Source organism: Necropsobacter rosorum (genome assembly GCF_964241405.1).
Classification (GTDB): domain Bacteria; phylum Pseudomonadota; class Gammaproteobacteria; order Enterobacterales; family Pasteurellaceae; genus Necropsobacter; species Necropsobacter rosorum.
This window is the reverse complement of the sequence record NZ_CAXSXF010000001.1, coordinates 455422-476432: the sequence shown is the minus strand read 5'-3', so window position 1 is coordinate 476432 and position 21011 is coordinate 455422. Positions and strand designations below refer to the sequence as shown.

20 protein-coding genes are annotated in these 21011 nt (G+C 49.4%); 13 read left to right on the top strand and 7 right to left on the bottom strand.

What is annotated here, in order from left to right:
- Complete coding sequence (ulaR, locus tag ACESOH_RS02255; protein ID WP_032094065.1) at positions 1-744, bottom strand: HTH-type transcriptional regulator UlaR; 744 nt, start codon at positions 742-744, stop codon at positions 1-3.
- Positions 745-855: 111 nt separating this feature from the next.
- The gene (gene ulaG, locus ACESOH_RS02250; protein WP_032094064.1) at positions 856-1947 is read right to left on the bottom strand and encodes an L-ascorbate 6-phosphate lactonase; all 1092 of its coding nucleotides are present in this window, start codon (positions 1945-1947) and stop codon (positions 856-858) included.
- Positions 1948-2278: 331 nt separating this feature from the next.
- Here ulaG and ACESOH_RS02245 point away from each other — a divergent pair, with 331 nt between their 5' ends.
- From ACESOH_RS02245 to ACESOH_RS02235, 3 genes are read left to right on the top strand one after another with little or no spacing between them, the layout of a single operon-like run.
- Entirely contained in the window at positions 2279-4075 is a 1797-nt protein-coding gene (locus tag ACESOH_RS02245; RefSeq protein ID WP_373099389.1) for a PTS ascorbate-specific subunit IIBC, read from the top strand.
- Between the two features lie 48 nt (positions 4076-4123).
- A complete protein-coding gene (locus ACESOH_RS02240) occupies positions 4124-4591 on the top strand; it encodes a PTS sugar transporter subunit IIA (protein WP_373099387.1) in 468 nt (155 codons plus the stop codon).
- 44 nt (positions 4592-4635) lie between these two features.
- Positions 4636-5310: a 3-keto-L-gulonate-6-phosphate decarboxylase UlaD gene (locus tag ACESOH_RS02235; RefSeq protein ID WP_032094061.1), complete on the top strand. Its 675-nt coding sequence runs from the start codon at positions 4636-4638 to the stop codon at positions 5308-5310.
- 61 nt (positions 5311-5371) lie between these two features.
- Here the strand turns inward: ACESOH_RS02235 and ACESOH_RS02230 are convergent, their stop codons facing one another.
- Positions 5372-6175, bottom strand: coding sequence for an IclR family transcriptional regulator (locus tag ACESOH_RS02230; protein WP_032094060.1), 804 nt, complete (start codon positions 6173-6175; stop codon positions 5372-5374).
- Between the two features lie 242 nt (positions 6176-6417).
- Here ACESOH_RS02230 and yiaK point away from each other — a divergent pair, with 242 nt between their 5' ends.
- From yiaK to araD, 8 genes are all read left to right on the top strand, one after another.
- Complete coding sequence (yiaK, locus tag ACESOH_RS02225; protein WP_373099385.1) at positions 6418-7416, top strand: 3-dehydro-L-gulonate 2-dehydrogenase; 999 nt, start codon at positions 6418-6420, stop codon at positions 7414-7416.
- An 8-nt stretch (positions 7417-7424) separates the two neighbouring features.
- Positions 7425-7901, top strand: coding sequence for a NanQ anomerase/TabA/YiaL family protein (locus tag ACESOH_RS02220; RefSeq protein ID WP_032094058.1), 477 nt, complete (start codon positions 7425-7427; stop codon positions 7899-7901).
- The gene (locus ACESOH_RS02215) at positions 7898-8380 is read left to right on the top strand and encodes a TRAP transporter small permease subunit (RefSeq protein WP_373099383.1); all 483 of its coding nucleotides are present in this window, start codon (positions 7898-7900) and stop codon (positions 8378-8380) included. The genes ACESOH_RS02220 and ACESOH_RS02215 overlap by 4 nt, the downstream gene beginning before the upstream one ends.
- Complete coding sequence (locus tag ACESOH_RS02210) at positions 8377-9657, top strand: TRAP transporter large permease subunit (RefSeq protein WP_373099381.1); 1281 nt, start codon at positions 8377-8379, stop codon at positions 9655-9657. The genes ACESOH_RS02215 and ACESOH_RS02210 overlap by 4 nt, the downstream gene beginning before the upstream one ends.
- A 52-nt stretch (positions 9658-9709) precedes the next feature.
- Complete coding sequence (locus tag ACESOH_RS02205; protein WP_032094055.1) at positions 9710-10696, top strand: TRAP transporter substrate-binding protein; 987 nt, start codon at positions 9710-9712, stop codon at positions 10694-10696.
- Positions 10697-10761: 65 nt separating this feature from the next.
- Positions 10762-12210, top strand: coding sequence for an FGGY-family carbohydrate kinase (locus ACESOH_RS02200; protein ID WP_373099379.1), 1449 nt, complete (start codon positions 10762-10764; stop codon positions 12208-12210).
- A gap of 24 nt (positions 12211-12234) precedes the next feature.
- Positions 12235-13095: an L-ribulose-5-phosphate 3-epimerase gene (locus ACESOH_RS02195; protein ID WP_373099377.1), complete on the top strand. Its 861-nt coding sequence runs from the start codon at positions 12235-12237 to the stop codon at positions 13093-13095.
- Entirely contained in the window at positions 13089-13781 is a 693-nt protein-coding gene (araD, locus tag ACESOH_RS02190) for an L-ribulose-5-phosphate 4-epimerase (protein ID WP_373099375.1), read from the top strand. Before ACESOH_RS02195 ends, araD begins: the two co-directional genes overlap by 7 nt.
- Before the next feature lie 51 nt (positions 13782-13832).
- Here the strand turns inward: araD and rpoH are convergent, their stop codons facing one another.
- The 4 genes from rpoH to narQ all read right to left on the bottom strand — a co-directional run bounded on the left by rpoH (position 13833) and on the right by narQ (position 17893).
- The gene (gene rpoH / locus ACESOH_RS02185; protein ID WP_032093355.1) at positions 13833-14681 is read right to left on the bottom strand and encodes an RNA polymerase sigma factor RpoH; all 849 of its coding nucleotides are present in this window, start codon (positions 14679-14681) and stop codon (positions 13833-13835) included.
- A gap of 142 nt (positions 14682-14823) precedes the next feature.
- On the bottom strand, positions 14824-15171 hold the full coding sequence (locus ACESOH_RS02180; RefSeq protein WP_373099372.1) for a DUF2322 family protein: 348 nt from the start codon (positions 15169-15171) through the stop codon (positions 14824-14826).
- A complete protein-coding gene (gene murB / locus ACESOH_RS02175) occupies positions 15152-16177 on the bottom strand; it encodes a UDP-N-acetylmuramate dehydrogenase (RefSeq protein WP_373099370.1) in 1026 nt (341 codons plus the stop codon). Before murB ends, ACESOH_RS02180 begins: the two co-directional genes overlap by 20 nt.
- Positions 16178-16180: 3 nt before the next feature.
- Positions 16181-17893, bottom strand: coding sequence for a nitrate/nitrite two-component system sensor histidine kinase NarQ (gene narQ, locus ACESOH_RS02170; protein ID WP_373099368.1), 1713 nt, complete (start codon positions 17891-17893; stop codon positions 16181-16183).
- Between the two features lie 242 nt (positions 17894-18135).
- Here narQ and ACESOH_RS02165 point away from each other — a divergent pair, with 242 nt between their 5' ends.
- A complete protein-coding gene (locus ACESOH_RS02165; protein WP_032093358.1) occupies positions 18136-18426 on the top strand; it encodes a chaperone NapD in 291 nt (96 codons plus the stop codon).
- A 75-nt stretch (positions 18427-18501) separates the two neighbouring features.
- Positions 18502-20979: a nitrate reductase catalytic subunit NapA gene (gene napA / locus ACESOH_RS02160; protein ID WP_032093359.1), complete on the top strand. Its 2478-nt coding sequence runs from the start codon at positions 18502-18504 to the stop codon at positions 20977-20979.
- The last annotated feature ends 32 nt before the right edge of the window (positions 20980-21011 follow it).

Here is a 21011-nt window from a genome sequence, read left to right as displayed (position 1 = left end):
TTAAGCGGTAATGACGGCCAGACCTTTTTCCCGCAGGGTGTTGATAATCGCGGGATCGGCCTCTTTGCCGGTGATTAACATGTCGATATTTTTCAGTTCGGTAAACAGCATGCCGACGGCTTTGCCCAGTTTGGAACTGTCCAGTAAGACGACAAGTTTGGTGGTGTCGGATAAAATACGTTGTTCGGAATTGGCAATCAGCATATCGGTTTTATACAGCCCGGCGGTGGTTAATCCTTTGCCGCTGGTAAAAACGATGTTTGCGGCGAAGGTTTCGTTGGTGGCGTTTAACGACAGCATAATCGCCTGACTTTTGTTGTATTGTCCGCCCATAATGACCACTTGCTCGTGATCATGCTCGATCAGATAATTGGCCAGCGGCAGGAAATTGGTGATGATTTGCAGGCGACGGTTGCATAACACTTCGCCCAGCATCATCATGGTGGAACCGCAGGTCAGAATAACGCTGTCGCCGTCTTTGCATAATGCGGAGGCCGCCTGTGCAATGCGTTGTTTTTCGCTGAAGTGATGAATCGGTTTAAGCGGCGCGGCAGGCTGCGACGAGGTGATCGCCTCGACACCGTTGCGGATTTTTATCAGCCGTCCCTGCTGATCCAGTTTGGTGATATCCCGTCTTGCGGTTGCCGGAGAAACATTCAGATATTCAATGATTTCCGGCACCGACAGCATGTTTTTCTGCGCCAGCAGGGCAAGCAATTTTTTATGTCTTATTTGTTCATTCACCGTGTCGTTCTCCTCAGGCAATCCAGCACGCACCTTACAATATCCGTTTGCTCAATTCAATATAAACGAACAAAAAACATACCGCACTTTTAAAAAGTGCGGTCGGATTAATTACAGAATGGATTTGAACGGCACGTTCGGTTCCTGTTCAAAGCAATCGTCAAAGCCTCTCGGATGATGATATTCGACTAAATTTTTATCGCGCGGATAAACGTATTTGCCACCCACTTCCCAGATGAACGGGTGGAACTGATATTGCAGCCGATCTTTGCGCATACGATAAAGCTCAAGAATTTCATTGGTGCTGGCGGTGAAGTTAGTCCAGATGTCGTGATGAACCGGAATCACCACTTTGGCGCGTAAGCATTCCGCCATGCGCAAAATGTCAACGGAGGTCATTTTATCCGCTATGCCCACCGGGTTTTCCCCGTAGCTGCCTAATGCCACGTCAATGTCGTAATCTTTGCCGTGTTTGGCGTAGTAAATGGAATAATGGGAATCGCCGGAATGATAAATATTCCCGCCCGGGGTTTTGATCAGGTAATTGACCGCTTTTAAGCCCATTTCTTCATCGCTAGGGCAGAGGCCGTGCAGTTCGCCGCCGTTTTCTTCCGCGCCGCGCGCCGGTAATGTCACCAGACAAGTGCGGTCGAAAGAATCCAAGGCAACCAGTTCCAGATCTTTAATTTTCACCGTATCGCCCGGTTTGACCACGACGCAGCGTTCCGCCGGTACGCCCCATTTTGTCCACATGTCCACGCAATATTGCGGCCCGATGAATTTGACGTGATCTAAAGCAGGGTTCTGAATGACCGCCGCGGCAACGTTCACGTCGATGTGGTCGTTATGATAATGCGTTGCGACGATGGCATCCACATGATTAATGGCAAACGGATCCAATACGGCAACGGAGTTGCGCAGGTTCGGTTGTAATTTGCGTACGCCGGCCATATTCGCCATTTGGTGACCGCGTACCATATCTTTGACTTTTTTGGTCGCTTTGCCGCGTCCGCACCATAAGTCAATGCACAGGTTCGCATCGCCCGGTGTTTTTACCCACAGCCCGACACAGCCTAACCACCACATAGCGACATTGTTTTCCGGCACCTGTTCCTGCTCGATTTCTTCATTTAACCAAGTGCCCCACTCCGGAAAAGTGGAAAGAATCCAGCTTTCTCTGGTGATTTCATTAACTTTGCTCATAGGATCTCCTCATATACCCAACTGACGAAATAATCATAATAAATCATAAACAATCAAATAAGATTTGTAAACCGCTTTAGTATAAAAATCCTGAAATCAGAATTAACTCATTGTTTAATATTAAAATAGAGAAATAGTTAACAAAATATTAATAATATATTGAACACTAAAAAGTGTGATAATAATCACATATTGTCAAAAATAATCTTTTCAATCATATGCGAAATGCTATGATTAGCCCTGCTTGAATGTCGTTTGGAAGCGGTAAGCAATTCGTTGCTGATAAAAATCATCGTAAAAACTTTATATAAACGATTCGAAGAGGTTGATTATGGAAACGCTCTATAACCTGTTTCTGGGTTTTAATGCTCAGGTTCTGTCTAAAGCGCCTTTTTTATTGGGGATTGTAGCCTGCTTTGGTTATATTCTGCTCAAAAAAGATACCACCACAATCATTAAAGGCACCATTAAAACTATTGTGGGCTTTATGATGGTGCAGGTCGGCTCCGGCGTACTGACATCGAGTTTTAAACCTATTATTGAAAAACTGTCCGAATTCCACGGATTAACCGGTGCCGTGATCGACCCTTATACCAGCATGCAGTCCACCATTGAAACCATGGGCGAAAATTACGGTTGGGTCGGTTATGCCGTACTGCTGGCGCTGGCATTAAATATTTTACTGGTTGTGTTCCGCCGCATTACCGGTATCCGCACCATTATGCTTACCGGCCACATTATGTTTCAACAGGCGGGGCTGGTTGCCGTCTTTTATATGATTATCGGCGCCTCGATGTGGGAAACGGTGATTTATACCGCGGTACTGATGGCGTTGTATTGGGGAATTTCGTCGAATATTATGTATAAACCGACTCAGGCGGTGACCGGCGGTGCGGGCTTCTCTATCGGGCACCAGCAGCAGATCGCCTCTTGGGTAGCGACCAAACTGGCGCCGAAACTGGGGGATAAAAACGATACCGTCGATAAAATGAAACTGCCGAAATGGCTGCATATATTCCACGACAGTATCTCCGCCACCGCATTAGTGATGACCGTATTCTTCGGCATTATTCTGCTTTCTTTCGGCCTGAACAATTTGCAAATCATGGCGGGAAAAACTCACTGGTTTATGTATATTCTTGAAACCGGGCTGAAATTCGCGGTGGCGATTCAGGTGATTGTGACCGGGGTGCGGATGTTCGTGGCCGAATTGTCGGAAGCGTTTAAAGGAATTTCCGAACGTGTAATCCCTAATTCGGTGCTGGCTATCGACTGTGCCGCCATTTATGCGTTCTCACCGAATGCCATGGTATTCGGGTTCATGTGGGGGGCGATCGGTCAGTTTGTTGCGGTCGGGATTTTACTTGCCGTCGGCGCGCCGGTGTTAATCATTCCGGGCTTTATTCCGATGTTCTTCTCCAATGCCACGATCGGTGTCTTTGCAAACCAGTTCGGTGGTTGGAAAGCGGTATTGAAAATCTGTTTCGTCATGGGGATAATCGAAGTATTGGGTTCCGCCTGGGTTATTCATTTGCTGGCGACGCAAGGTACTGAATTTAACGGCTGGATGGGAATGGCCGACTGGGCGTTATTCTTCCCGCCGGTGTTGCAGGGTATTGTCAGTATTCCTGGCTTCTTCTTCGTGATTCTGGCATTATCCATGGTGTATATGTTCTTCGCCTCCCGTCGCCTGCGCGCCGATGAAGCGACTGCCGCGCTTGCCGGCAAAACGCTGGAACAAATGGACGGCTATAATCTGGATGATGAACCGGAACCGGCGGTAAACGAACAGACCGCATGCCAGAATACGCCGGCGGCATCTTCCGATAAAGCCATACGCATTTTGGCGGTATGCGGTTCCGGACAGGGTTCCTCGATGATGATGAAAATGAAGATCAAAGGGTATCTGGATAAAAAAGGTATTGCGAATGTGATGGATTCATGTGCGGTAACCGATTATAAGAGCAAACTGGACAGCGTGGATATTATTGTGTGCTCCAGACATTTACAGGATGAAATCGTGGTCAATGATAATGTCTCGGTGCTCGGCGTACAGAACATGCTGAATCCGAATTCATTCGGCGATGAACTACAGGCGTTGATCAATAAACATCACGCACGCGCCTGATAAACCCGGCCTTACCTTATTAGCGGTGTAACTCATTAAGGAGAAAAAATGTTAAAACAATCTCTTATCGATAACAATGCGATTAAATTGCATCAATCCGCGGTCAGCTGGCAGGAGGCGATTAAAATTGCCATAGATATGCTGATTGCGTCCGGTGCGGTGGAACCGCGTTACTATGACCGTATTATTGAAGGCATCACCAATATCGGCCCTTATATTATTCTGGCGCCCGGTTTGGCGATGCCGCATGCCCGACCGGAAGACGGCGTGCTGAAAACCGCCTTTTCGTTAGTCACATTTGATACGCCGATTTATTTCGACGGAGAAAGCGAACCGGTGCGGATGATGATTGCCTTGGCGGGCAGCGACAGCGATAAACATATGGAAGGGCTGATGGAAATTACTCAGGTGCTGGATGATCCGGACAGCGAAACCGGCGTGAATATCGATAAATTTCTGCGTTGCAACAGCCCGGCTGAAATTTTAGCGGTTATTGACACCGCACTTGAAGGCTAAGGCTTAATCATATCGGATAATTTACATTCAGGAGAGACTTAATTATGACTAAACCATTACTGCAAATTGCCCTCGATTCCCTAACGCTCGAAAAAGCGGTCGCCGACGCCAAACAGGCGGAAAGTCAGGTTGAAGTTATTGAAGTGGGGACGATTCTCGCCTGTGCGGAAGGCATGAAAGCCGTTTCCACGCTGCGCGCACTGCACCCGAATCACATTATCGTGTGCGATTTAAAAACCACGGACGGCGGTGCGATTCTGGCTAAAATGGCGTTTGAGGCCGGTGCCGATTGGCTGACAGTATCCGCCGCCGCCCATCCGGCCACCAAAGCGGCCTGTAAAAAAGTGGCGGATGAATTTAACGCCGCTCATCCGGAATTAACCGTACCGAAAGAAATTCAGATCGAAATTTACGGTAACTGGACCCTTGACGACGCAAAAGACTGGGTGGCTTTAGGGGTAAAACAGGCGATTTATCACCGTTCCCGTGATGCGGAACTGGCCGGTAACGGCTGGACGCCGCAGGATGTGGAATTAATGAAACAGCTTTCCGATTTAGGTCTTGAGCTTTCCATTACCGGCGGTATCGTGCCGCAGGATATTCACTTATTTAAAGCAATCAGAAACGCCAAAGCCTTTATCGCCGGCCGCGCCTTAGTGGGTGCCAAAGGTACAGAGACCGCACAGGCCATTCGCGCGGAAATTGATAAATACTGGTAAGCATTTGCCGCGTAGAATTAATATAGCCTCTGAGTGCAGAGGCTATTATTTTTTGCACCATTCATTTAATGCGGGGCGCGTCGGCAGAATACCCCAGCTCGAGGGAAATATCACGAGCGGTTTGTGCGATTTCCTGAAAAAAGAACTGGATGCCTAACTGTTGCAATTTATAAATCGACATTGAAACCGACACCGAATAATCCACATTACCGAAAAAATCGAATATCGGACAGGCAAGACATACCACACCCAATTCGTTTTCTTCTTTATCCATCGCAAACTGTTTTTTGCGGATATCGGCTAATTCGTTGCGCATTTCTTCCAGTTCCGTCACCGTATTATGGGTAAGTTTACGGATAACATCCTGGTGAGAGGCCCAATACCGCTCCAGATAGCCGCTGTCTTTGTCGTAGGCAAGGTAAATTTTCCCCATTGCGGAACAGTATAATTGAAGATGCTGTCCGATATATGCCCGTGTTCTGAGCATGCCTACCGTCGGTTCCAGTTTATAAATCATAATCGCCCGTTCGCCCTCCCGTTTGGAGAAATTCACGGTCTCCCCGAGAACTAGATTCAGTTTTTCCAAATGCGGTGCGGCGATATGAATAATATTTAAGGACGAAAGCACCTTCTGACCGAGACTCAGACATTTGGTGGTTAAACGGTAACTGCCGACCGAACCGGCCGTCTGCACATAATCTTCGCTTTGCAATCCCTGCAATAAGCGGTGTACGGTACTTTTATTCAGTTCCGCCATTTCGGCCAGCTTCGCCAGCGGGCAACCGTTGGGAAAGTTGCTTAAAATATCAAGAATGCGTAACCCGCGAATTAAACTCTGGTTGCCGCCCTGTTTTTCATCCGCCATCGTAAACCTCTCTTAAAGCGAATTTTCCATTCATGCCGTCATTATAATATCAAAATATCATTTTACATATTGAAATCTAATGTGCCTAAAATGCGATCAAGATCACAGATCTTGAAATTAATACACAACCAATTGATTTTATTATAATTAATATTATTCCGTTTCATTGACAATAAGTAGTCAAAGTCTTAAATTATAAAATGTAATTCCACTATATGAAATTTAAAACCAAAGAGGTGTCTATGAAAGTTTCTTACGATGAATTAAAAGCCGAATTTAAACGTGTTCTGCTTGCACGTCATGTGCGTGAAGATATCGCCGAAGACTGCGCCGGCCTGTTTGCCGATACCACACAAGCCGGCGCGTATTCGCACGGAGTAAACCGTTTTCCGCGTTTTATTCAGCAGCTGGAAAAAGGCGATGTGATTCCGGACGCCGAACCGAGCAAAGTACTTTCATTAGGCGCCATTGAACAATGGGACGCCCATCAGGCTATCGGTAATCTGACCGCCCGCAAAATGATGGACAGAGCGATGGCAATCGCCGATCAGTTCGGGATCGGTGTGGTGGCGCTGAAAAATGCCAATCACTGGATGCGCGGCGGCGGTTACGGCTGGCAGGCGGCGGAAAAAGGCTATATCGGTATTTGCTGGACCAACGCGCTGGCTGTTATGCCGCCTTGGGGCGCAAAAGAATGCCGCATCGGCACCAACCCGTTAATTATCGCCGTGCCGAGCAACCCGATTACCATGGTCGATATGTCTTGCTCCATGTATTCTTACGGGATGCTGGAAGTCAATCGCTTAGCCGGCCGGCAAACCTTCGTCGATGCGGGCTTTGATGATGACGGCAATCTGACCAAAGATCCCGCCACCGTAGAGCGCAATCGCCGTTTATTACCGATGGGATTCTGGAAAGGTTCCGGGCTTTCTATCGTCTTGGATATGATCGCCACCTTACTGTCCAACGGGTTATCCACCGCCGAAGTCACCGAAGAAAAAGACGATGAATATTGCGTCTCGCAGGTGTTTATCGCGATTGAAGTGGATCGCCTGATCGACGGCAAAACCAAAGCAGAAAAACTACAGCGTATTATGGATTATGTTAAAACGGCGGAAAGAGCGGATCCGAACGTTGAAGTGCGTTTGCCGGGACATGAATTCACCACTATTCTCGCCGATAACCAAGCGAACGGTATTCCGGTGGACGATACCGTGTGGGCTAAACTCAAATCCTTATAGGTAATCTTATGTTTTTCGGACACATCACAACCATGAATCCGCATGATTATCCCAACGCGATTCAAATTGCGCTGGAATATCTGAGTAAGACGGATTTCGATAAATTAGCCCCCGGACGCTATGTGCTTAAACAAGATGCGATGTATGTGCAGGTGTTGGATCTGGAAACCAAACCGAAAGCGGAAAATCTGCCGGAAATCCACCGCACTTTTTTAGATGTGCAATATTTGCATGCCGGTAAAGAACGAATCGGGGTCGCCCCCGATTTGGGTACCAATGAAATTGCGACGCCGTACGATGCCGAGCGCGACATTCTTTTCTATAAAGATGCGCAAGCCGAAAGCGAGCTGGTTATGCAGCCGGGCAGCTTCGCCGTGTTTTTTCCGGAAGATGTGCACCGCCCGGCCTGTATAGAGGGAGAACGCGGTAAAATTCGGAAGGTGGTCGTAAAAATTGCAATCAGTGAAATTCGAGGTGGATTATGAAATCTCTTGCGGTTTTTATCGGCAAAGCGCTGGAAGTGCTGGTGGTCGCCATTCTGGCGATTATGTCCACGCTGGTGTTTTTAAATGTGGTGCTGCGCTATGGCTTTAACAGCAGTATTAATGTTACGGAAGAAGTTTCCCGTTATATGTTCGTCTGGTTGGTTTTTCTGGCGGCGATTCTGGCTTTTAACGACAACCAACATGTCAACGTCACCATTCTGACCGACAAGCTCTCGCCGCCAACACAGAAAATCCTGCGCTTATTTACGGATGCGGCGATGCTGTTTTGCTGTTATCTCATCGTTGACGGCAGCTGGATTCAATTCAATCTTAATCTTAACAATTTAGCGCCCATTTCCGGTTTACCGCAGGGGCTGACCTATCTTGCCAGCGTGATCGCCGGTCTCGGCATCGGCATTTTACTTCTTCTCCGAATCGTCACCTCTGTCGGCGAGTTTATTAAAGGAGCGAAACAATGACGGTTATCATCTTCCTTTCCGTATTATTAGGCGCAATCATTTTAGGCATTCCCGTTGCGTTTTCACTGTTAGTCTGCGGCATTGCATTAATGGTGCATCTGGATTTATTCGATTCGCAGATTCTGGCGCAGCATATTGTCAGCGGTGCGGACAGTTTTTCGTTAATGGCGATCCCGTTTTTTATTCTCGCCGGTGAGATCATGAATGAAGGCGGATTATCCAAACGCATTATCGATTTGCCGATGAAACTGGTCGGGCATAAACGGGGCGGCTTAGGCTTTGTTGCGATTCTGGCCGCCATGATTATGGCCAGCCTTTCCGGTTCCGCGGTTGCCGATACGGCCGCCGTCGCCGCAATGTTATTACCGATGATGAAAACCACCGGCTATCCGTTAAACAGCTCCGCGGGTTTGATCGGTACGGCCGGCATCATCGCACCGATTATTCCGCCGTCAATTCCGTTTATCGTGTTCGGCGTGGCAAGCGGCGTGTCAATTACCAAGCTCTTTCTGGCCGGGATCTTTCCGGGCATTTTAATGGGGGTTTGTCTGGCGTTACTCTGGTGGTGGCAGGCCAAACACCTGAATTTAATGACATTTTCGAAAGCAACCAAAGCGGAATTGTGCATTTCGTTCAAAAACAGTATCTGGGCGCTGCTGTTGCCGGTGATCATTATCGGCGGTTTTCGCACCGGCATGTTCACCCCGACCGAAGCCGGGGCCGTTGCGGCATTTTACGCACTGATTATTTCACTGTTCGTGTATCGCAAATTAAAAGTTAAAGATCTGTATAAAGTGCTGCTGAATGCGGGAAAAACCACGGCGGTAGTCATGCTGCTGGTGGCGGCGGCGAATGTCACCGGCTGGTTGATTACGATCGCCGAACTGCCGCAAACCATGACCGAATTGCTGGAACCGTTAATTGATTCGCCGACTTTGTTGCTGATTGTCATTATGTTTGCGGTATTTATTATCGGTATGGTGATGGATTTAACCCCGACCGTGTTGATTCTGACGCCGGTACTGATGCCATTGGTGGAAGAAGCCGGCATTGATCCGGTGTATTTCGGGGTACTGTTTATCCTGAACACCTCCATCGGGTTAATTACCCCGCCGGTGGGCAACGTATTGAACGTCATCACCGGGGTATCCAAATTACCGTTTGATCAGGCGGTGAGAGGCATTCTGCCGTATATGCTGATGATGATCGCATTACTGTTTGCTTTCATCTTCATTCCGTCATTAATTTTAACCCCACTTTCGTGGATGCAACCTTAACGTATGAGAACAATCCCATACAACAATATACCGACCCAATTAGGAGACCTCTATGAAACTTTTTAATCTCAAAACTCTGGCGATGATAGTGGCAAGTGTTGCAGTTTTCAGCGGTAGTGCCGGCGCACAAACCACATTGCGTTTCGGTTACGAAGCGCCGCGCAGCGATACGCAACATATCGCGGCGAAAAAATTCAACGATTTATTAAAGGAAAAGACCGACGGCGAATTAAAATTAAGCCTGTTCCCGGACAGCACGCTGGGTAATTCGCAAACCATGATCAGCGCCGTACGCGGCGGCACCATTGATATCGAAATGTCCGGTTCACCGAATTTTTCAGGACTGGAACCGAAATTAAACGTGATCGATATTCCGTTTATTTTCAAAAACCGCGAACATGCCTATGCGGTGCTGGACGGCGAAATCGGTCAGTCACTGCTGAAAGATCTGGAAGCGCAGGGATTAAAAGGACTGGCGTTCTGGGAAGTCGGCTTCCGTTCTTTCACCAATTCCAAACACCCGGTCAACGCGCCGGCCGATATTAAAGGCTTAAAAGTCAGAACCAACCAGAATCCGATGTATATTCAAGCCTTTACATTACTGGGCGCCAATCCGGTGCCGATGCCGCTGTCGGAACTTTATACCGCGCTGGAAACCAAAGCGGTTGATGCACAGGAACATCCTATCGGTATTCTCTGGTCGGCAAAACTGTATGAAGTGCAGAAATACTTATCGCTGACCAACCACGGCTATACGCCGTTAATTGTGGTGATGAATAAAGCCAAGTTCGACGCTTTAAGCCCGGCGCTGCAAAACGCGATTGTTGAAGCCGCACAGGAAGCGGGCAAATATCAACGTCAGCTGAATTTGGATAACGAAAAAGAGATTATCGGCAAACTGCAAAAAGCGGGCGTCGAAGTGGTGGAACAAGTGGATACCAAACCGTTCAAAGATCTTATTGAAGCGGATGTGCGTAAATCGTTTATTGAGAAAAACGGTGACGGACTGGTTAAACAGATTGACGCATTAGCCGAATAATCTCAGCGCGGCCCGGATTATGCCTATGCGGGGGTAATCCGGCATGATTATCAGTCGGAGACAATATGGATTATTATTTAGGTATTGATTGCGGCGGCACCTTTATTAAGGCCGCACTTTTTGATCAACAGGGCACCATGCGGATTTCCGTACGGGAAAGTCTGGCGGTCATCAGCGAAAAAGCCGGTTACGCCGAACGGGATATGGCGCAGCTGTGGTCGGTTTGCGCCTCGGTAGTGAAACGTGCGATCACGGAAAGTGCGCTGACGCCGGATAAGATCAAAGGCGTCGGCATTTCCGCCCAAGGCAAAGGCGCATTCCTGCTGGATCAGCACAAACGGCCCTTAGGGCGCGCAATTTTGTCTTCCGATCAGCGTTCTCTGGAGATTGTCAGACAATGGCAGCAACGCGGCATACCGGAAAAATTATATCCGCTCACCCGGCAGACGTTATGGACCGGCCATCCGGTGTCGATTTTGCAATGGATTAAACAACATGAGCCGCAACGCTATGCAAATATCGCTTATGTGCTGATGTCCCATGATTATTTGCGTTTTTGCCTGACCGGCCAATTGCATTGTGAAGAAACCAATATTTCCGAATCCAATCTCTACAATATGCAGCAGGGAGACTATGATCCGGCGCTGGCGGAGCTGCTGGATTTAACGGGGATAATCGAAAAACTTCCGCCGCTGATTAAACCGGATCAGATTGCCGGATATATAACCCCACAGGCGGCGCAAGCCTGCGGGCTGGCAGTGGGTACGCCGGTGGTGGGCGGATTATTTGATGTAATTTCCACCGCACTTTGCGCCGGACTGGATGATGAGAAAAAGCTGAATGTGGTGTTAGGCACTTGGTCGGTGGTCAGCGGCCTTACCGATCATATTGATCAGACGCAAAGCATTCCTTTTGTTTACGGCCGTTATGCGCAGGCGGACAAATTTCTGGTTCATGAAGCCAGCCCCACCTCGGCCGGTAATCTGGAATGGTTCATCAAACAATGGAATCTGGATTATCAGCAAATCAATCAGGGCATTGCGCAGTTGCCGCCGGCTGCAAGCTCGGTGCTGTTCGTTCCGTTCCTGTATGGTTCCAACGCCGGACTGGGCATGCAGGCGGGCTTTTACGGCATCCAATCCTATCATACGCAGATGCATCTCATGCAGGCGGTGTATGAAGGCGTATTATTCAGCGTCATGTATCATTTAACCCGAATGTTGGAGCGCTTTCCCGCTGTCAACACACTCAGAATCACCGGCGGGCCGACGAAATCGGCCGTATGGCTGCAAATGCTGGCGGATCTCACCGGCATGACACTGGAAATTCCGCCGGCGGAAGAAACCGGCTGCTTAGGCGCCGCCCTGATGGCGATGCAAAGTGCGGGTGAAAATTCGGTTAAATTGACCGGTAACATGCGGAAAATTCAGCCGAACGCCGACAATTATCCGGCATATCAGCAAAAATATGCTCAGTATGTCCGACTGGTTGAGGCATTAAAAACCTTACATTAATCTATCAGCACACAGGAGAACGCCGTGAGAACACATAAATTGGGGATTTACGAAAAAGCGCTGCCGAAGGACATCAGCTGGGGAGAGCGGTTGGCGATAGCCAAAGCCTGCGGCTTTGATTTCGTGGAAATGTCGGTGGATGAAACCGATGAACGTCTGGCGCGGCTGGACTGGAGCCGGGCGCAGCGGCTGGAATTCGTGCAGGCGGTGCTGACATCGGGTATCACGGTGCCGTCCATGTGCCTGTCCGGTCATCGCCGTTTTCCCTTCGGCAGCCATGATGCCGCCACGCGGGAAGCCGCGCGCGAGATAATGCAAAAAGCCATTAGGCTGGCGGTGGATTTAGGTATCCGCACCATTCAGCTAGCCGGTTATGATGTGTATTATGAACCGCAGGACGAAGGCACTATCGCCCGCTTTCAGCAAGGCTTGGAATGGGCGGTGGCGCTTGCCGCCAGCAATCAAGTCACCTTAGCGGTGGAAATTATGGATACTCAGTTTATGAGTTCGATTTCACGCTGGAAACAGTGGGATACACTTATCGCCTCACCGTGGTTTACGGTGTATCCGGATGTGGGTAATTTATCGGCCTGGAATGAGAATGTGGCGCAAGAGCTGAAATTGGGAATCGAGAAAATCTCGGCGATTCATTTAAAAGACACCTATAAAGTGACGCAAAGCTGCGCCGGACAATTCCGCGACGTACCGTTCGGTGCGGGTTGTGTGGATTTCGCCGGCTGTTTTAAGGTGCTGTCGCAGTTAAACTACCGCGGCGCCTTTTTAATTGAAATGTGGACGGAAAAGGCATCGGAGCCGTTGGTGGAGATAATCAACGCCCGGCGCTGGATTGAACAGAAAATGCAAGAAGGGGGATTTATATGTTAGAGGCCTTACGAGAACGGGTATTACACGCCAATCTGGCGTTACCGAAACATCATTTAGTCACGTTTACCTGGGGCAATGTGAGTGAAATCGACCGGGCATCCGGTTTAGTGGCGATAAAGCCGTCGGGGGTAGATTATGAAAGCATGCGTGCAGAAGATATCGTGATTGTGGATTTACAGGGCAATAAAGTATGGGGCGAGAAAAAACCGTCGTCGGATACGGCCACCCATTTAGCCCTTTATCGCCAGTTTAACGATATCGGCGGTATCGTGCATACCCATTCGCGCCATGCCACCATCTGGGCGCAGGCGGGCGAGCCGTTGATTGCGGCGGGCACCACCCATGCGGATTATTTTTACGGCGAAATTCCTTGTACGCGCAAGATGACGGAGGAAGAAATTCAACGCGACTATGAGCTGGAAACCGGCAACGTGATTATCGAAACCTTCCGCCGGCGCGGTATCGAGCCGAAAGAGGTGCCGGCGGTGCTGGTGCATTCGCACGGCCCGTTCGTGTGGGGCAAAGACGGCGATAACGCGGTGCACAATGCCGTGGTGCTGGAAGAAATCGCCTACATGAACCTGTTTACCCGCCAACTGCGCCCGAACCTGCCGCCGATGCAACAGGCGCTGCTGGATAAGCATTACCTGCGCAAACACGGCAAACAGGCTTATTACGGGCAGTAAATCCGCGCCATAAAAAAACCTGCCGTCAGGCAGGTTTTTTAGCTAAACCGATTAAAAATTCACCGCACTTTTCAGTTTTTTCAGCGCATTGCTTTCCAGCTGGCGAACCCGCTCGGCAGAGATATTGTATTTAGCGGCAAGATCCTGCAAAGTGGCTTTGTTGTCGTCCAGCCAGCGCGCTTTGATAATATCCTGACTGCGTTCATCCAGGCTTTCCAGCGCCGCCGAAACCTGATCCGCCGCCTGAGTTTCATAATTTTCGTTTTCGAGTTCCGCCGCAAAATCGGAATTTTTATCTTCCAGATATAACGCCGGCGCGTAAGTGTCTTCGCTGCTGTCGTCATTCGGCAGGTCAAAACCGACGTCGGCACCGGTCATACGGCTTTCCATTTCGACCACATCTTCTTTTGACACGCCCAATTCGTTGGCGACCATGTCCACTTCGTTCTCATTGAACCAACCCAGGCGCTGTTTGGTTTTACGCAGATTGAAGAACAGTTTGCGCTGCGCTTTGGTGGTGGCGACTTTCACAATGCGCCAGTTGCGCAAGACATATTCGTGAATTTCCGCTTTGATCCAGTGTACGGCAAAGGATACCAGCCGCACGCCCACTTCCGGATTAAACCGTTTCACCGCTTTCATTAAGCCGATATTGCCTTCCTGAATTAAATCCGCCTGCGGTAAGCCGTAGCCGGAATAGCCACGCGCAACGTGGATGACAAAGCGAAGATGCGACAGAATCAGTTTTTTGGCTGCCTCAAGATCTTCTTTGTAGTACAAACGTTCCGCCAATTCCTTTTCTTCCTCCGCGCTGAGCATCGGGTATTCGTTGGCGGCGCGGATATAACCTTCCAGGCTGCCCTGAGGAACCAACATCATGGTTTGTGTTTCTTTGTTCATTTTATTCCTTCTTTACTTACGACCCCTGATGGGGTGTAGTTATAACATAACTGAAAATAAGATCAATTGATTTTGACAATTAATCTTCTCGATTTCTGTTGAAATTAGACCGCACTTCACGGCGAAAGTTCGTAACGGCCAATTATTTATACTGTGCTTCCAATCGGTAACATAAATCCTGTGCGATGACGTTGAACAGAAAATCAATATTCGGATGCTTGCCCGGGTTTCGGCGCGCATCAAGGGTGTGTTCGGCAAACAGTGCCAGACCTTGTTGCGCGCAAGTGCGGTCTAATTTTGCATTAAATTGCAGCGCCAGCGCATGATATACCCGCAACGAACCGAATTTGCCGGGCGCGGCAGGAATATGATGGACGATACGCTCGCCGTCGATAATATTTAAGCCGCGTAACGATTCGATGGACGGCAGGCGCGCTAAAATGCTGTTGAAATCCGTCTCGGTTGTGGTGTTACATAATTGTTTTTTCACTGTCCACCTCGCCTGCGGCGCCGATAAAACGGACTTCCGGTTGCAGATAAACATTGAACTTAATGGCCACGCACTGACGGATGTGATGCGCCAGTTCGATCACATCCGAGGCGCTGGCGTTATGCCGGTTAATCAATACCAGCGCTTGCTGCTGATGCACCGCCGCGCCGCCGATTTGATAGCCTTTCAGACCGCACTGATCAATCAGCCAGCCGGCGGCCAGTTTTACCGTGCCGTCCGCCTGTGGGAAATTTGGTATCGTCGGGTATTCCTGCTGTAATAGGTTGAAATCCGCCGCCGAGACCAGCGGATTTTTAAAAAAGCTGCCGGCATTGCCGAATTGCTCCGGTGCGGGCAGTTTGCTGTTGCGCACCGCGCACACTTCGGCAAAAATCTGTTGCGGGCTGACCTTATCGGCATCAAAATTTGCCAGACTGCCGTATTTTAAAACCGGGCGCCAGTGTTTGCGTAATTTCAGGCCTACCGCGGTAATGAGATAGCCGTCCCGGTATTGATGTTTGAATACGCTTTCGCGATAGCCGAAACCGCATTGGGCGTTATTCAGGCGGAATTGTTCGCCATTATTAAGATCCAGCACCTCCACATAATCGCAGACGTCTTTAAATTCGACGCCGTATGCGCCGATATTCTGAATCGGCGCCGAACCGGCACAACCGGGAATTAACGCCATATTTTCCAGCCCGCCGATATGGTGATCCAGCGTCCAGCACACTAATTCATGCCAGTTTTCACCGCCGGCCACATGTAAATAATGAAAATCGTCGTCCTGCCGGTGTTCGATGCCTTTCAGCCGATTAAGCAACACGGTGCCGTTAAAATCCTCAATGAACAATACGTTGCTGCCCTGACCTAAAAATAATACCGGAATATCGGCTTGCCGACATTGCCGCCATATTGGCATCAACTGTTCAAGTGCGGTGATTTTTTCAACTTTTTTTGCCTTTGCCGCAATACCGAAAGTATGCAGGGGCGCTAAATTTTCCATGGTTTATCCTTGTTTTTGTAGCGTATCGGGGAGGGTGATTTTGACTTCCGTGCCGCCGCCCGGGCGGTTGCGGATGTCAAGCGAGGCGTTAAGCTGTAAGCTGCGCTCCTGCATGATATTTAATCCGTAATGTCCCATCGGTTCTTCCAGCGTCGGTATGCCGATGCCGTCGTCCCGCACCAGCAGTTCGTATCCGCCTTGTGCGCCGGTGCGCGCGATAACGTCGATTTTCGTACCCTGCGAATGTTTTATCGCGTTCAGCGCCGCTTCACGCACAATCTGTAAAACATGCACCAGCTGCTGAGCATTAAAGGTTTGTGCCGGCAGCGAGCAATGTACGCTTAACCGCATGGTCGTCTGATTACGCAGCGAATCGATCACCTGTTCCAGCGCCAATTGTAAATCGGCCTCCTGAATCGTCAAGCGGAATGTGGCGAGTAATTCGCGCAACTGAATGTATCCGTCGTTTAATGCCCGCTCGAAATCTTTGATAATGGCGAGGCTTTTTGCGTCGGCATCGGCGCCTTTCTGCTTTAAATTGTGTTTCAGCAAGGTCAGCTGAATCTGTAAATAAGACAGCACTTGCGCCAGCGAATCATGCAGTTCGCGCGCGATAATGGAACGTTCTTCCATCAGTAAAAATTGCTGTTGCTGACGCTGCATTTGATGAAAATACAGCGAGCGGCTTAACATTTGCGCCACATTGCGCAGCGAACGTAAATCCGGGCAGGGCAGCCCCGCCTGCCAGTAAAATACGCCGAATTTATCCCCTTCAATATCAAGCGCCGTTTCCTGACAAGGCTGATTGGTTTTTTCGCCCAGACTGATATTCCAGTGCTCGGCGCCGTACACCAGCAGCTCGATATAGCGCAGATGTTCGTTGCGCATGATTTGCTTTAAGACCTGACGCAAAATGTCGGGATTAATCGTATTGGTGGTGACCAGCTGGGAACATTGATACAGCATCGTCAGCGAACGGTTCACCTGACTGAGTTTCTGGGTTTTTTCGTTGACTTTATCCTCAAGGCGGGCGTACAGCTTTTGTAAATCGCTTGCCATTTGGGTGAATACCGCCGCCAGACGGCCGATTTCGTCGTTTTTATGAATATCCAGCGGGGTGTGGTTAAACTGCCCGATTTGCACCTGCGAGCTGGCAAGCGCCAGTTTTTCCAGCGGATTGACGACCCGTTTTTTGGTAAACCAGATCACATAAGACACCATGCCGACAATCAACAGCATGGCGGATAAAATACAGAGTTCCGCGATAAGCAGTTTCTTTTCGGCAAAATGCTGTAGCGTGGCGACAAACTGATCCACCTGATCCACATAATTTTCCACTTCCTGCCGGTAAGCCTGATAATTTTGCTGACGGGCATAGTTTTCCATTTGTTCCCAGCGCTTAATCAGATTTTTATAGGCCAGTTTCACTTCGGGCGGCACAAAAAACTGACGGTTAATAGTGGTCAGAGCGGAAGAGTGCAGGCTCAGGCGATACAGCCGCAGATTATGTTCGACCTTGGTCGGCGCGTGTTCGATTTCATACAGCAGACGATAACTTTGCATACGCAGCGAACCGGACACGTTGATTAACTCTGCATCGGATTTGTTGCTTAGCATAATCCCGAGGCTGAGGGCGCTGATGGCGGCGACGAAGATAATGATCAGCACCAGATAGTTGGCGATTTTGGTTGAGACGGAATGTTTTTTATAGGGCACGGCAGCATCCTGACAATAAACGGGGAACGAAGCTATTCTAGCAAAAAATTATCGAGCGTTTTATGCTTGTGAAATTTGATCTATAACAACAAAGCCTTATTTTTTGTGGTAAATACTTAATTCGGGTGATTAAAAAACGCAATATGGTTCAGGACAATGATAAATCTGAAAAAAGATGACGCCGGACTGACATCCCTTTTAGCAAAGCGGTGATTAAGGCGCATAACTTACAGGAACGGAGAATGTCGCAACAAAGCAATATTGCAATGAACGAGGCGGAAAGCTGGCATGTATGCGGGCTTGTGGTGCAATGTAATCCGCAAAAAATCGAACAGATTAAGACCGCACTTTTAGCGATTACCCATACGGAAATTCCGGCGTTAGATGCGGAAAAAGGCAAAATCGTGGCGGTGATGCAATCTCATGACCAGCGTATTTTGCTGGACAACATGGAAAATGCACGCAATATCGACGGGGTGATCACGGTGTCGCTGGTTTATCACCAGCAGGATGAACACACCGCATCAGCATGATTGCGCCATTTGTGCATGCCTGTCGGAACACAGATTACTCAAACAGATACGAATAAACAATAGTGGGGGGACACTATGGATTTAAGTCGTCGAGACTTTATGAAAGCCAATGCGGCAGTGGCTGCGGCAACAGTGGCCGGACTGATGATTCCGGTGAAAAACGTGCAGGCGGCGGATACGGAGATTAAGTGGGACAAAGCGGTCTGCCGTTTCTGCGGTACCGGTTGCGGCGTGCTGGTCGGTACGCAAAACGGGCGGGTAGTGGCGTCGCAAGGCGATCCTGATGCTGAGGTCAACCGCGGCTTAAACTGTATCAAAGGGTATTTCCTGCCGAAAATCATGTACGGTAAAGACCGCTTAACCCAGCCGATGCTGCGCATGAAAGACGGTAAATACGATAAAAACGGCGATTTTACCCCGGTAAGCTGGGAAGTGGCGTTTACTACCATGGCGGAAAAATTCAAAGACGCCATGAAAGCGCTGGGGCCGAACGGCGTGGGCATGTTCAGCTCCGGTCAGACGACGATTTTTGAAGGCTATGCCAAATCCAAACTATGGAAAGCCGGTTTCCGCTCCAATAATATCGATCCGAACGCCCGGCACTGTATGGCGTCCGCCGCGGTGGCATTTATGCGTACGTTCGGTATGGACGAACCGATGGGCTGTTATAACGATATCGAAGAAGCCGAAGCCTTCGTGTTGTGGGGTTCCAATATGGCGGAAATGCACCCGATTCTGTGGTCGCGTATTTCCGATCGCCGTTTATCGAACCCGGATATTAAAGTGGCGGTGCTTTCCACCTTTGAACACCGCAGCTTCGAACTGGCGGATTATAGCCTGATTTTCAAACCGCACACGGATTTGGTGATCTTAAATTACATCATCAATTATCTGATCCAAAACGACGCGGTAAACTGGGATTTCGTCAACAAACACACCAAATTTAAACGCGGCGAAACCGATATCGGTTACGGCTTGCGTGATGATCATCCGTTGCAGAAAGCGGCGAAACATCCGAACAGCGGCAAAATGTACGACAGTAATTTTGACGAGCTGAAAGCGCTGGTGGCGGAATATACGCTGGATAAAGCGCATGAAATGTCGGGCGTGCCGAAAGATGTGCTGGAAAATCTGGCGAAACTGTATGCGGATCCGAAGAAAAAAGTGGTGTCGTTCTGGACCATGGGCTTCAATCAGCACACCCGCGGCGTGTGGGCGAACCATTTGATTTACAATATTCATTTGCTGACCGGAAAAATTTCCATTCCGGGCTGCGGGCCGTTTTCCCTGACCGGTCAGCCGTCGGCCTGTGGTACGGCACGCGAAGTCGGTACCTTTATTCACCGTCTGCCGGCGGATCTGGTGGTAACTAATCCGGAACACCGCGCCAAAGCGGAAAAAATCTGGAAACTGCCGGCCGGCCTGATTTCCGATGTGCTCGGTTTTCACGCGGTGGCGCAGAGCCGCGCGCTGAAAGACGGCAAAATGCGGGTGCTGTGGCAAATGTGTACCAACAATATGCAGGGCGGGCCGAATATTAATGAAGAAACCTTCCCCGGCTGGCGCAATCCGGACAACTTTATTGTGGTGTCTGACCCTTATCCGACCGTTTCCGCGCTGGCTGCCGATTTAATGCTGCCGACGGCGATGTGGGTGGAAAAAGAGGGCGCTTACGGCAATGCGGAACGCCGCACTCAGTTCTGGCGTCAACAGGTAAAAGCGCCGGGCGAGGCGAAATCCGATGTGTGGCAGCTGGTGGAATTTTCCAAATATTTTACCACCGATGAAGTCTGGCCGGCGGAAATTTTAGCCGCTAATCCGGAATATAAAGGCAAAACCTTATATGAAGTGCTGTACCGCAACGGACAGGTGGACAAATATTCCACCGACGAGCTGAAAGGCCGGCTGAACGACGAATCCTACCACTTCGGTTTTTATCTGCATAAAGGTCTGTTTGAAGAATATGCCAGCTTCGGGCGCGGACACGGGCACGATCTGGCGGCCTTCGACAGCTATCACAAAGCGCGCGGGCTGCGCTGGCCGGTGGTGGACGGCAAAGAAACCTTATGGCGTTATCGTGAAGGGTTCGACCCCTATGTTAAAGCCGGCGAAGAAGTGGCGTTTTACGGCTATCCGGATAAAAAAGCGATTATTCTCGCCGTGCCTTATGAGCCGCCTGCGGAAGCGCCGGACGACGAATACGATTTATGGTTCTGTACCGGCCGTGTGCTGGAACACTGGCATACCGGCAGTATGACCCGCCGCGTGCCGGAATTGCACCGTTCTTTCCCGAACAATCTGGTGTGGATGCACCCGAATGATGCGAAAAAACGCGGCCTGCGCCACGGTGATAAAATCAAAATTTCGTCCCGTCGCGGCGAGATGATTTCGTATCTGGATACCCGCGGACGCAATAAATGTCCGGAAGGGTTGGTGTTTACCACCTTCTTTGATGCCGCACAGCTGACGAATAAACTGACGTTGGATGCAACGGATCCGATTTCAAAGGAAACCGATTTCAAAAAATGTGCGGTGAAAGTGGAAAAAGCTTAACAAAACGACCGCACTTTTCAGTGCGGTGGGGA